This is a genomic window from Herminiimonas sp. GW821-FHT09C12 (assembly GCF_059416385.1).
Genome location: NZ_JBWKPC010000001.1, coordinates 1,283,581 through 1,297,121, shown reverse-complemented (window position 1 = coordinate 1,297,121; position 13,541 = coordinate 1,283,581). Strand labels below are relative to the sequence as shown.

Annotated in this window: 7 protein-coding genes; 3 read left to right on the top strand and 4 right to left on the bottom strand. The window is 57.2% G+C overall.

Annotated features, from left to right (window positions below):
• Nucleotides 1-13: 13 nt before the first annotated feature.
• Nucleotides 14-1,201: a M20 aminoacylase family protein gene (locus tag AC07N2_RS06135; RefSeq protein ID WP_494777449.1), complete on the bottom strand. Its 1,188-nt coding sequence runs from the start codon at nucleotides 1,199-1,201 to the stop codon at nucleotides 14-16.
• Between the two features lie 35 nt (nucleotides 1,202-1,236).
• Nucleotides 1,237-2,571 (bottom strand): DUF3100 domain-containing protein, encoded by a 1,335-nt coding sequence (locus tag AC07N2_RS06130; protein WP_494777448.1) that lies wholly within the window; start codon nucleotides 2,569-2,571, stop codon nucleotides 1,237-1,239.
• Between the two features lie 141 nt (nucleotides 2,572-2,712).
• Between AC07N2_RS06130 and AC07N2_RS06125 the strand changes: the two genes are divergently transcribed.
• Nucleotides 2,713-3,624: a LysR family transcriptional regulator gene (locus AC07N2_RS06125; protein WP_494777447.1), complete on the top strand. Its 912-nt coding sequence runs from the start codon at nucleotides 2,713-2,715 to the stop codon at nucleotides 3,622-3,624.
• A 113-nt stretch (nucleotides 3,625-3,737) separates the two neighbouring features.
• Here the strand turns inward: AC07N2_RS06125 and ssb are convergent, their stop codons facing one another.
• Nucleotides 3,738-4,232, bottom strand: a complete 495-nt coding sequence (gene ssb, locus AC07N2_RS06120) for a single-stranded DNA-binding protein (protein WP_076593092.1) — start codon at nucleotides 4,230-4,232, stop codon at nucleotides 3,738-3,740.
• Nucleotides 4,233-4,247: 15 nt separating this feature from the next.
• Entirely contained in the window at nucleotides 4,248-5,441 is a 1,194-nt protein-coding gene (locus AC07N2_RS06115) for an MFS transporter (protein WP_494777446.1), read from the bottom strand.
• A gap of 175 nt (nucleotides 5,442-5,616) precedes the next feature.
• Here AC07N2_RS06115 and uvrA point away from each other — a divergent pair, with 175 nt between their 5' ends.
• Both uvrA and AC07N2_RS06105 read left to right on the top strand, forming a co-directional pair.
• Nucleotides 5,617-8,481, top strand: a complete 2,865-nt coding sequence (gene uvrA / locus AC07N2_RS06110) for an excinuclease ABC subunit UvrA (RefSeq protein ID WP_494777445.1) — start codon at nucleotides 5,617-5,619, stop codon at nucleotides 8,479-8,481.
• A 205-nt stretch (nucleotides 8,482-8,686) separates the two neighbouring features.
• Nucleotides 8,687-13,513: an autotransporter domain-containing protein gene (locus AC07N2_RS06105; RefSeq protein WP_494777444.1), complete on the top strand. Its 4,827-nt coding sequence runs from the start codon at nucleotides 8,687-8,689 to the stop codon at nucleotides 13,511-13,513.
• Nucleotides 13,514-13,541: the final 28 nt, after the last annotated feature.

Below are 13,541 nucleotides of genomic sequence, written 5' to 3'. Positions count from 1 at the left end.
TCAAGTAAAGTAATTACGCGGCAACTGCAGCTGTTACGCTGGCATCGGCGGTCGTGCCCATCACATCGCGCACCAGTTCGATCCAGAACGATGCCCCGAGTTCGATAGTATCGTCATTGAAATCATAATGCGGATTGTGCAAAGGGATCGTTGCGTCGCGATCGACACCCATCCATATATAAGCACCTGGCTTGCAATTGAGCATAAAAGAAAAGTCTTCCGACGCCATCGACGGTACACAATCCCAATCGACTTTATCCTTTCCAACCACCGCGCTCGCAGCACGAATGGCGATATCGGTCTCGTTATGAGAGTTAATCGTCGCTGGATAGGCATAACGGTAAGACACCGTTGCGCTTGCACCGTTGGATTGCGCGATGCCGCTGCTAATCTCTGTCAGCAGATCATGAATACGCTGCTGAGTACCCGCAGAAAAACAACGTACAGTGCCGCGGATGACTGCCGTGTCGGGCAATACATTCCAGGCTTCACCACCATGAATTTGCGTGACACTAACAACCGCAGTCTCCTGAGGTGGCAAGCGACGGCTAACAATGGTTTGCAGAGCCAGCACCAACTGGCTGGCACAAACCAGCGAATCGATACTGCGCTCCGGCATCGCGGCATGGCTGCCGACACCCTGAATGGTGATTTCAAACGTATCGAAAGATGCCATCATCGGCCCGTGATTGATGGCGAAACGTCCCATCGGCACGCCAGGCCAGTTATGCATACCAAACACCATGTCGCATGGGAAACGTTCAAACAAGCCGTCTTCGATCATGACCCGGCCGCCGCCAGCAGCTTCTTCGGCCGGTTGGAAGATGAAGTTAATCGTGCCAGTCCACTCGGTATTTTTGCTGAGTGCCACTGCAGCACCGAGCAACATTGCAGTATGACCGTCATGACCACAGGCGTGCATCTTCCCTTCGTGCTGGGATTTGTGGGCAAAGTCGTTTTTTTCCGAGAGCGGAAGCGCATCCATGTCAGCCCGCAAGCCAATTGTTGGTCCCTCACCACGTTTCAGCGTTCCAACTACGCCAGTACGACCGACACCTTCTTCAACAGCAATACCATTTTCACGTAAAACCGAGGCAACCAGCTTGGCAGTTGAAAGCTCTTCGAAAGCCAATTCCGGAGAGGCATGAAAAGTGTGTCGCCACTTGATCATGTCTGCGATGAGATTCTTATCCAGAGACATTTTTTACCTTTTCTTCAATCTATTAATAGATGTGTTCAGTGGTGGAAGAACTGCGCGATTACCGTGGCACCGAGGAAGGTTCCTGCATTCGCCGCGAAGGACACCACGACGATGCGCCAACCGAGACGACGAAACGCCGGAATATCCTTTGCGATGGAAAGGCCAGCAAAAGTCAGCATCGGTGTGATGAATGCGAGGAAGCTAATTTTGCCGGTCAACTCTGCAATCTGCTGCGCCCACGGACAGATCGGAGCCGTCAGAAGCATGGCGATCAGCGACACCCAGCACACGGCGGGGATTTTCTTACCGAAAGATTTATTCGCTAACACTCCGACCATCACTGCAAATAAAACAATCAACATCCCAGGCAACGCTGCAATCGGATTACTGCCATGGGCGATCCAGTCGCCTATCAAGGTCAAGCCGCCAGACAGCGCCCAAGCGAAACAGATACCGACAGGACCAAGCACGCCGCCGTGATCTACAACATGCTCAACGGCAGTTTCTTTTTGCGTAACGGATGCTGTCGTGGTGCGACCAAGTATCGGCTCCAGCACGCGATATCCCCACACTGCCAGTGGCAGCGAGATGAACAGTGTGAAGTAAGTACCGATGGTGGTAGTGATGAGATTGCTGGCTGCAGCAAAGGTCATGACTTGCTTGGCCATCTCAGGTGTTTGTTGCGCGGCGATAGCACCCGACGCGGCCGCCATCATGCTGCCAGAACCGACGCCGGAACCCATTGCCAGGGCAACCGGATGAAAGATATTCAAACTGGCGATGAAACCCGCCAACACTGCAATGAACAGCGCGCCAAACACTGTACCGGTCAGATATTCTGCCAATACCCCGCGCCCCTCTGGAGAATCCATACCGTACTTCTCACCGATGATGGCCAGACTCGGTTCACGCCCGACGGAAAACGTCGCGCCGATAGCCTCGCGCTTGATGCCCAGCAGCAAAGCCAGGGGCAAACCAATCAGTATCGTGCCGACAAAATGTCCGAACTCCTGAAACACCAAAGCCCAGCCCGATTCCACGATCTGCGGCAAGGATGAGCCAACCAACAAACCGAGCTTGGCAACAAACAGCAACAGCGCCGGCTGCAGAATTTTGGCCGCGTCAAATTGCATCACGGTATCGATACGCAAGGGAGCCGGAAGTACGTTTTTGGACAGCCCCAATATGGCGCCGATCAGCAAGGCCCAAATCATAGGCAACAAGACCACCTTACCGGGGCCAATATTGAACGTAAAAGAACCGATCAACTCGGCAATGACCAAAATAATGGCCGCGCAAACATACAATTTCACAAAGCGAGGAAGACTGTTGCCGCCTGGCATTCCACCTACTTCAATTGCTTTTTCCATCGTCTCGCCTCTTAATTTTTTCTAAAAAAGATTGCATCAGCCGCTCTGAGCAGGCGCTGATTATGCCGAGATTCTGATCTATAATGAATCGCAATGGATCATGAAATCCATTCTAATTATTAGAATGCGGAAGTCGCCAGTATGTACGAAACACTCAATGAAGCACGTCTAGTTTATCTGTTCGAATCGATCCAGCGCGGCACCATGCGTGCGGCCGCAGATGCACTCAACATAGCGCCCTCGGCAGTCAGTCGGCAAGTGGCACTGCTCGAAGAGGAGCTAGGGATAGCCCTCATTGAACGTCACACAAGAGGCATCAAGCCGACTGAAGCGGGCAAGCTCTTGTCGCAATATTTTCGCGAACAGCACTCTCACAAAGCGGATGTCCTGGCGGAACTGCAAGAACTCCGGGGCCTGCGCAAGGGCACTATCCGCATCGTTCTCGGAGAAGGATTTGTGTCCGATATGATGGCTGGGCCACTGGCAAAATTTGGTGCGGACTACAAGGATATTTCGGTAGTACTCGATGTCGGAGGCACCAACGAAATCATGCGCAGAGTCAGCGAGGATGAGGCGGATATGGGCCTGATCATGAATCCTCCGCCTGATAGCAAGATCGTTTCACGCAAGTACAGCAGGCAACCCATCTACGCCGTGGTCGGCCCCGACTTCCCTCTATTGCACAAGCCAGGCCCGTTTGAAATCAAGGACTTCCTGCCGTATCCGATGGCGCTCAACCATACGACCTTCGGCCTGCGCCAGATCCTGCAACTGGTCGAACAAACGGAGAAAATCCGCCTCAAGCCGAACCTGACCACCAATTCCTTCTACATTTTGCGGCAGTTTGTCCGCCTGCAAATGGGCGTGACATTTTTACCATCCTTCGTCGTCGCCAGTGAACTTGCCGCCGGTGAATTATTCCTTATTCCGGTCAAGCACCCCATCATGGAAAATGCCGAAGCGCATTTGATTACACGTAGCGGCCGCAAGCTATCAAGCGCCGCAAATAAAATGTTGCAATACATGTCGGCGCGATTAACTTCGATGCAGTGAGCGGAGAAAAAAAGCGCCAGCAATGAACACTGACGCTTTCGTGAGGCCAGTAAAAAGCCCCTGTCAGATATGAGTCTGACAGGGGCTTTTTACTTTACAGAACCAGGTATCGATTAGAACGGAATGTCGTCATCCATATCGTTGAAATTGGATGCGGCTGGCTTAGCAGCTGGACGTGGTGCGCTGCTGCCACCGCCCGAACTCTGACGCGGCGCTGGTGCGCTGCTACCGTAATCATCATCCATCGGAGCGCCACCGCCGCCACCTGCGCCTGGACGACCGCCCAGCATTTGCATCGTGTCAGCAATGATTTCTGTTGTGTAACGCTCAACGCCGTCTTTATCTGTCCACTTGCGTGTTTGCAAACGGCCTTCGATATAGACCGACGAACCTTTTTTCAGGTATTGACCGGCGATTTCTGCCAGTTTGCGATAGAAGGTGATGCGATGCCATTCGGTAATTTCTTTTTTGTCACCGCTGTTTTTGTCTTTCCAGCTTTCTGTCGTCGCCACGGCCACGTTGGTCACCGCTTCGCCGTTAGGCATATAGCGTGTTTCAGGATCGCGACCCAGATTGCCGACGATGATGACTTTGTTGACTGATGCCATTAGATATTTCTCCGATTAAACTACGGCAGCCTGAACCTGGCTGCGGCGCGGTACGTTTTTCATATTGGCAGCAATTATAAGCCACGCCACCGTTAATACTGAACCCAAAACAAAGACAGATGCACCGCTAACATGTTGCGTCAGCCAGCCACCCAATGCGCCACCGCAAAACAAACCGAGTGCCTGCAAGGTGTTATAGACGCCCAATGCAGCGCCCTTGCTGCCTGGCGGCGCGATGCGCGATACCAAAGAAGGCTGGCTCGCCTCCAGAATGTTGAATGCGATAAAAAAGGCCAGCAACAAGCCTATCAGCCATGTCCAATGTGCCTGTGTTTGTGACAACACCAGCCACATGCCGATTTGAACCATTAATAATAAAGCAATCGCGCCGACAAACACTTGCTTGGACTTGCCGCGTTTTTCACCAATAAAGATAGGTGGCAACATCAAGATGAAAGAAACCAGCACCACCGGCAAATAGATTTTCCAGTGTTCGGCAAGCGGCAGATGGCCGAAGCGGATCAAGGCTGACGGCATCACGACAAACATCGCCATTTGCGTCAGATGCAAGGCAAACACACCGTAGTTCAAGCGCATCAACTCGCCATTTGCCAAAATCTCGCGTATTGACACACGATTCGGCGGCAAAGCTGGCGCGGCAGGAACTATATATAGAACGACAAAAATCGCCAGCACCGATAAACCACCCGTCAGCGCGAAAATACCCCCCATGCCGATAGCCTGATAAAGCAGAGGTGAAATCACCAGAGAACCAGCGAAGGTCAGCCCGATCGAGCCACCAACCATCGCCATCGCCTTGGTGCGATGTTCTTCTCTGGTCGAATCGGCAATAAATGCAGTGACCGCAGCGGAGATCGCTCCCGCGCCCTGCACCGCGCGTCCGATGATGACCCAGACGATATTGTCGGCCGCAGCAGCAATGAAAGAACCCAGCGCAAACAGGACCAACCCGATGACGATAATACGCTTGCGGCCGTATTTATCAGAAGCAATGCCAAACGGAATTTGCCCGAAAGACTGCGTCAAGCCGTAAATCCCCATTGCCAAACCGACCAGAGTCGCGCTCTCTCCGCCCGGCAAGCTTTTTGCATGAACGGAAAAGACCGGCAGGATCAGGAACAGCCCCAGCATCCGCAACGCAAAAATCGACGCAAGCGAGGTGCTGGCGCGGATTTCGGTGCGAGTCATACCGGAACTGACGTCGTTTGATGAATTGGATGACATGTAAGCAGGGAAATAGAACAAGAAGCGGTTTAACGGCCCGCTTTAAAACCCGCTATAGTAGCAGGTTGACCCGTTTTAACCCGCTCCCGACCTTCAAAAAAGGCCGGAATCTGTCGGAAAAGCCTAGCTGAAAGAGTGAATGGACGAGATTCGTATCCGAGGTGCGCGTACGCACAACCTCAAGAACATCAATCTGGATTTGCCGCGCAACAAACTGATCGTGATCACCGGCTTGTCCGGCTCCGGCAAGTCGTCGCTCGCGTTCGATACGCTGTACGCCGAAGGTCAGCGTCGTTACGTTGAATCGCTGTCTTCGTATGCGCGCCAGTTCTTGCAACTGATGGAAAAACCCGATGTCGATTTGATCGAAGGCTTGTCGCCGGCGATTTCCATCGAGCAAAAAGCCACCTCGCACAATCCGCGTTCCACCGTCGGCACCGTCACCGAGATCCACGATTATCTGCGTCTGCTGTACGCACGCGTCGGCACACCATATTGCCCCGACCATCCAGAGAATCCGCTAGCCGCACAATCAGTTTCGCAAATGGTCGATGCAGTACTGGCGATGCCGGAAGACACCAAGCTGATGATCATGGCGCCTGTCGTCGCCAATCGCAAAGGTGAGCACGTCGATCTGTTCGAGCAAATGCAGGCGCAAGGTTTTGTCCGATTCCGCGTGCAGAGCGGCACCGCAGCGGCAAAAACTTACGACGTCGATGATCTGCCTAAGCTGAAGAAGGCGGAGAAACACACGATTGATGTCGTCATCGACCGCATCAAGGTCAAAGCCGATATCAAGCAACGTCTGGCAGAAAGTTTCGAGACCGCATTGCGCCTGGCCGAAGGCCGCGCACTGGTATTGGAAATGGATACCGGCGTCGAGCATCTGTATTCAAACAAATTCGCCTGCCCGATTTGCGGCTACGCGTTGCAAGAGCTTGAACCGCGCCTGTTCTCGTTCAACAATCCTATGGGCGCGTGCCCGGAGTGCGACGGTCTCGGCCACATTGAATTCTTCGATCCGAAACGTATCGTTGCCTTCCCTAACCTGTCGCTCGCTAGTGGCGCGGTAAAAGGTTGGGATAGACGCAATCAGTTCTACTTCCAGATGTTGTCGAATCTGGCGGAGTTCTACAAATTCGATATCGACGTACCGTTTGAAAAACTGCCGGAAGCAGCACAGCAAGCTGTGTTGTTCGGCTCAGGCAAACAAAAGATTCCGTTCACCTACGTCAACGAAAAAGGCCGCACCGTTATTCGTGAACATGAGTTCGAAGGCGTCGTGAACAATCTGCAACGTCGTTATCGCGAAACCGATTCGATGGCCGTAAAAGAAGAGCTGGCCAAGTTCATCAATGAAAAAGAATGCCCAAGCTGCAACGGCGCGCGCCTGCGCGTCGAAGCACGCAATGTTCTGGTCGGCAATGGCGCACAGAAGCGCGCCATCTATGAAGTCGCGGCTACACCTTTGCGTCAGACCCTGGAATTCTTTGAAACACTGACACTGACCGGCGCGAAGAAAGAAATCGCTGATCGTATCGTCAAGGAAATCGTTTCGCGCCTGAAGTTCCTCAACAACGTCGGTCTCGATTATCTGTCACTGGAACGCAGCGCCGATACGCTGTCCGGCGGTGAAGCGCAGCGTATTCGTCTCGCCTCGCAAATCGGCTCCGGCCTGACTGGCGTTATGTACGTACTCGATGAACCGTCCATCGGTTTGCATCAGCGCGACAACGACAGACTGATCGAAACACTCAAGCATTTGCGCGACATTGGCAATAGCGTATTGGTCGTCGAACACGATGAAGATGCAATTCGTTGTGCCGATTACGTCGTCGATATGGGTATAGGCGCAGGCGTGCACGGCGGTGAAGTCATAGCCGAAGGCACACTGAAAGACATCCTCAAAAGCAAGACATCACTGACCGCGCAATATCTGAACGGCACGCTCGGCATTGCTGTGCCGAAGAAACGTACACCGATCAATCCGAAGAAGCAGTTTGTGATTACCGGCGCAACCGGCAACAACCTGAAAAACGTCACACTGGAATTGCCGGTCGGCTTGCTGACTTGCGTCACTGGTGTATCCGGTTCCGGCAAATCGACACTGGTCAACGACACGCTGTATCACGCGGCATCGCGCCATCTGTACGGTTCGCAAGCAGAACCGGCAGCACATGAATCGATCAGCGGTTTTGAACATTTCGACAAAGTCATCTCCGTCGATCAAGCGCCTATCGGCCGTACGCCACGCTCGAACCCTGCAACCTACACCGGTCTGTTCACACCTATCCGCGATTTGTTTGCGACGGTTCCAACATCGAAAGAGCGCGGCTATTCAGCCGGACGTTTCTCCTTCAACGTCAAAGGCGGTCGTTGCGAAGCATGTCAAGGCGATGGCGTGATCAAGGTTGAGATGCACTTCTTGCCGGACGTTTATGTGCCCTGCGATGTCTGCCACGGCAATCGCTACAACCGCGAGACGCTGGAGATTCAATACAAAGGAAAGAGCATCACCGAAGTGCTGAGCATGACGGTGGAAGAAGCGCACGTCTTCTTCAAACCTGTGCCGGTTATTGCGCGCAAACTGCAAACCCTGCTGGACGTGGGCCTCGGTTATATTCGCCTCGGCCAAAGCGCAACCACCTTGTCCGGCGGCGAAGCACAACGCGTCAAACTGTCGCTGGAATTATCCAAACGCGACACCGGCCGTACGCTCTACATTTTGGACGAGCCAACCACTGGTTTGCATTTCCACGATATCGATTTGCTGCTAAAAGTGATCCATCGTTTGCGCGACCAAGGCAATACTGTCGTGATCATCGAACACAATCTGGATGTGATCAAAACAGCTGACTGGTTGATCGATATGGGACCGGAAGGCGGCGCAGGCGGCGGTCAGGTGATCGGCACCGGCACACCGGAAGATCTGGCGAAAAATCCAGCCAGCTTTACCGGCAAATATCTAGCGCCGTTGTTGAAGCAGAAAAAAACAACGACCTAGTCGTTAGTACCTCCCCAAAAAAAGCGAACTTCAGTTCGCTTTTTTTTCGCCCCGACATCGGCGCCCGACGTGGCATCCGCGGATAACGGTCATCCATCTACTGTATTTGTAGTATTTACATCCGCCATCCTTTCGAGGAAGATGCCTGTCTTTTGTGCGGCCAGTGCAGCGTGCAAACACCTATTTCGGGAATGGAGAACACCACATGAACCGCTGCTACCGCTCCATCTTCAATCGCAGCCTGGGCGTCTGGCAGGTGGCATCCGAACATACGCGCAGCAGGAGCAAATCCGGCAGCGCCAAGGCAGCCACCTGCCTCGTCGTGCTGATGTCGGCAATACCGCTGGCGCCGGGCTGGGCCGCCAATAATCTGCCCATCAACGGCACGTGGTTGATAGGCAGCGGCAATGCCCAGCCCCAACTAACCGACTTGCTCATCAATGTCACGACGCCCGGCGCCGCGGCCACGGCGATACAGTGGGCATCCTTTGACGTCGCCCAAGGCTACTCGCTGAATATCCGTCAGCCGACCGCCGGCTCCTTGCTGTTGAATACGGTGGGAGGTGCCCAAGCCAGCGCCCTTGCAGGAACGATCCAGGGCAGCGCCCTGCTGGCCGTATCCAACGTGTACGGGCTGCAAGTGCAGTCCACCGGCACCATCATAGGGGCCCAGGCCGTCCTGTTGACCAGCCTGGGGCTGATGGCGCCCCCTGGCGCGATACTGCAATTGACCGATGGGCAAAGCCAGGGAGGGGTCAGCAACGCGGGCACTATTTCGGCGTCGGGCAGCGTCGACCTGTCCGGGCCGACGGTCTCGAATGAGACGAGCGGCCAGATCACCGCGAACCGCATCACCCTGATCAGCGGCTCCAGACTGATCGCCGACTCCACCGGCTCCTCGCCGTCCGCCTTCTCGATCACTGCGCCCCTGGCCGACACCACTGGCGCGGCTGGCGCCACGCCCAAGGTCCTGAACGCCGGCACGCTGACCGCGACCAACGGCACCGTTCTGCTGCAGGCCAGCACGGTACGCACGCAGGCCTCGCTGACCACGCCCGTGATCAGCAATACGGGCACCATCACCGCTCAGAACATTGCCCTGACCGCACAAGGCGGCAGCATCGCGTCCAGCGGCACGCTGGACGCGGCCAGTGGCACCCTGTCGCTGCAATCCGATATGGATATCCGCGTCACGGGCCAACTGAGCGCCAATGCGCTGACCGCCTCGTCGACGGGGGATCTTGCTTTGACGGGCAACAACCAGATCAACCTATTGAATGCGATTCAGGTAGGAGGCAATTTGTCGCTGAGCAACCAGAGGTCCTTGTTCCAGCTCGGCGCAATGCAGGTAACCGGCACAACGGCCATCGACGCCAGCTCCGGCAACTTATTCCTTACCAACGCCGGCAACAGCTTCGGCGGCGCGGTTTCCCTGACGGGCTACAACGTGCAGGTGCAATCGTCGGGCGCACTGACGGTCGCTCGGCTGGACGCAACTAACGACGCCAGCCTGACCGCCGCGGGAGCCCTCACGATCAGCGGCAATGTGGATGCGGCTTCCCTCACGCTGTCCGCGGACAACGATATCCTGGTCACCGGCGATGTCGCCGTGACCAATAACGTCTCCACCAGCCTGGGCATCTTGAACATCGGCGCGGGCGGTACAACCGGATCGGTCCGCGGCAACATCGTCAACAACACCAGCGTCGTTTTCAACCGCAGCGACGCCGTGACCTACGCCGGGGTCATCTCTGGCAATGGCGCGGTGGCCAAGGATGGGGCGGGCGTATTGACGCTCAACGGCGTCAATACCTACGGTGGCACCACCGACGTACGGGCCGGCACGCTGCTGGTCGGTGGCACGCTGGCCAATGCGTCGGCCAAGCTTGCCAGCGGGGTGCAAGTCCGCAACGGCGCCCGGCTGGGCGGCTATGGCACGGTGGGCACCACCACCATCCAAGCCGGCGGCACGCTCGTCTCGGGAGGCGCGAACGGCGCCACCGGTCCTTTGACCATCGATGGCGACCTGGCCATGCAGACAGGCAGTACGTTACAAGTCGGCCTGGGCACCCCCCAAAACGCCGCCAGCGCACTGCGAGTCACCGGCAACGCGTCCTTTGGCGGCGCGACAGTACGCATCACCGATGCGGGCGGTTATGCTTCCGGGTTGTACACACTGGTCGAATATGGCTCACTGGGAAGCTTTCTCAACCCTCAGGTGTCATTGCCCGCGGGCCAGGCAACCCTGTTCGACAGCTCCGCTGACCGGCGAATCTATATGAGCGTCCAGGGGGTGAATCCCTTGAATTACTGGAACGCCAACGGCTTGGCCGCCCCAGGCCAGTTCGGCGGCGGCTCGGGTGTCTGGTCCACGACCTCGCCGGTCTGGGCTGACATAAACGGCACAACCACCGGCGCGATGTTCCCGCAACCCGGCATGGCCGTTTTTGCCGGCACGCCAGGTACCGTCACTATCGACAGCGGGCAGGGCACCGTGCAGGCCACCGCCCTGCAATTCACCAGCGACGGCTATCACCTGGTGGGGGACGTGCTGACATTGACTCCCGGCGCCGCCCCGGCCGGCCCGGTGGAAGTGCGCGTGGGCGACATCGGCAGCAGCAGTGCGAGCTACACCGCCACCGTCGACAACACGTTGGCGGGTGTCAACGGCCTGGCCAAGACCGGCGCCGGCACGCTGGTGCTGAACGGCACCAACATCTATTCCGGCGGCACCTGGGTCCAGGGCGGCACCCTGTCGGTCAGCGCCGACGCCAATCTGGGCGCGGTCGGCCAGGCCGTGACGCTGGACGGCGGCGCGCTACGCATTACCGGCACCAGCCTGCAGGTCCTGCCCCGCGCCATCGTGCTGGGCGCCTCGGGTGGCGGCCTGGACATCGCCGACGCCGGCAATGTCTTCCGGGTGGGCGATGCCCTGACCGGTCCGGGCAGCTTGGCCAAGCTGGGCGCCGGCACGCTGGTGCTGAACGGCGCCAACAACTATACGGGCGGCACGTCCATCGAAGCCGGCACGCTGGTGGCGGGGCACGACGGGGCGCTGGGCTCGGGGCCGGTAAACAACGCTGCCACCTTGGTGTTCCAGAACGACGCATCCGCCGCCGCACTGGCGATCAGCAATAGCGGTACCGTCGACTTCTCGGACAGTGGCGGCCCCGCGGGCGATGATCGCCTGAGCGCCGGCTCCATCGCCGGCAGTGGCCGCTATGCGCTGGGCGGCAATACGCTCACCGTGGGTGCCAATAACGCCAGCACCGAAGTCTCCGGCATCATCGCCGATGGTGGCCTGGCCGGCGGCACAGGCGCGGCACTGATCAAGCAAGGCACCGGCACCCTGACGCTATCGGGCATCAACACCTACACCGGCGCGACTACGGTCGCCGCCGGCACGCTCTCGGTCAACGGCGCACTCGCCTCTGCCACCACCGTTCTCGACGGTGCCACGCTGGGCGGCAGCGGTATGGTGGGAAGCGTCAACGTGGAGAGCGGCGGTACGCTAGCACCGGGCAATTCCATCGGCACGCTAAGAGTGAATGGCGACCTGACCTTTGCGCCCGGTGCCGTCTATCGCGTAGAAACCGATGCCGCCGGCAACAGCGATCGCGTCTACGTATCGGGGACAGCGCGGCTCAATGGTGGCGTCATGGCGTTGCCGGTCACCGGCAACTATTCCACCAGTACGCGCTATACCATCCTCAACGCGGCCGGCGGGTTCGACGGGACGCGCTTTTCCGAGGTGTCTTCCACGCTGGCGTTCCTGACACCTACCCTTTCCTACGATACGAACAACGTCACCCTGAGCCTGACGCGCAACGACTTGGGGTATGCCGACGTGGCGCGCACCCGCAACCAGCGGGCGGCAGCCACTGCCTTGCAACTGGCCGCCGGCGATGCTGCGGGCGACATGAGTACCGCGCTCGATGCGATCAACAATCTGTCTGCCGCGCAGGCGCCGGCCGCCTATGACCGCATCGGCGGCGCCGGTCTGGTCGCGCTGCGCCGGGCCGGAGCATCCTTCTCAACCGGACTGGGCAATCAGGTGCAGTCGCGCTTGAATGCAGTCGGGGTGGCAGCGTCGGCGCAATCGGTCAACGGCATGCAACTGGCAGCCAATGATCGCATTGGCGATCTGATGCCCCAACTGGCTCAGGCAGGGAGCGGGAAATTTACTCTGGCGGGCGGCATTCCGGTGGAGAACACTCAGCACGGCTTCTGGCTGCGCGGCTATGGGACAGATCAGAATACTGATAGCGATGGCAATGCTGCGGGTACCCGTATCAAAGAAGCTGGTATCAGTGCCGGCTTCGACATGCGGGTAAGGGATGATCTGGTGGTCGGTGCCGCGCTCAGTCACGGCAATGCCGATGTGCGCACCACTTTGGAAGAAACCGGTAAGTCACGCGGCAATGCCGCCGCCATCTATGCAAGTTACTCGAACGGACCTTGGAGCGTCAACGGCAACCTGACGCTGGCACACAATGCCAACAACATGCAGCGCCGCATTCAGATCGGAGCGCTGGATCGCACTGCAAATTCGCGCTTCGACAGCAGGACCGTTGCCGCCTATGGCGAACTCACTTATGACCTGCCGCAAGCGACATGGACGCTGCAGCCATTGGCAGGTCTTGCTCTTACGTATAGCAAGGCCGATGGCTTCACCGAGACCGGCGCGGGTGCATTGAATCTGCAAGCAGAGGCGCAAGGCACGACGTCGACCAAAACATTGTTCGGCGCCAAGGCACTCTTCGATCTGAACGGGATCAGTCTGCAACCGCGCGCAATCTGGTCACATGAGTTCGGCGATATCAACAAGGGTATGTCGGTGCAACTACAGGGGTCGCCAGCGGCTACCTTCACAACCTATGGCGTGGACCTGCCGCGCGATGCGCTGATTGCGGGGCTAACGATCGCTGGTAAACCGAGCGAGCGACTGGCGCTCTTTGCCGATGTACAAGGTGAGTTCAACTCGAAACAGACCAATCTGGGATTACTCGTCGGATTACGGGCAAGCTGGTAAGGCAAGCTGCAACATAAAAGCGAACTCC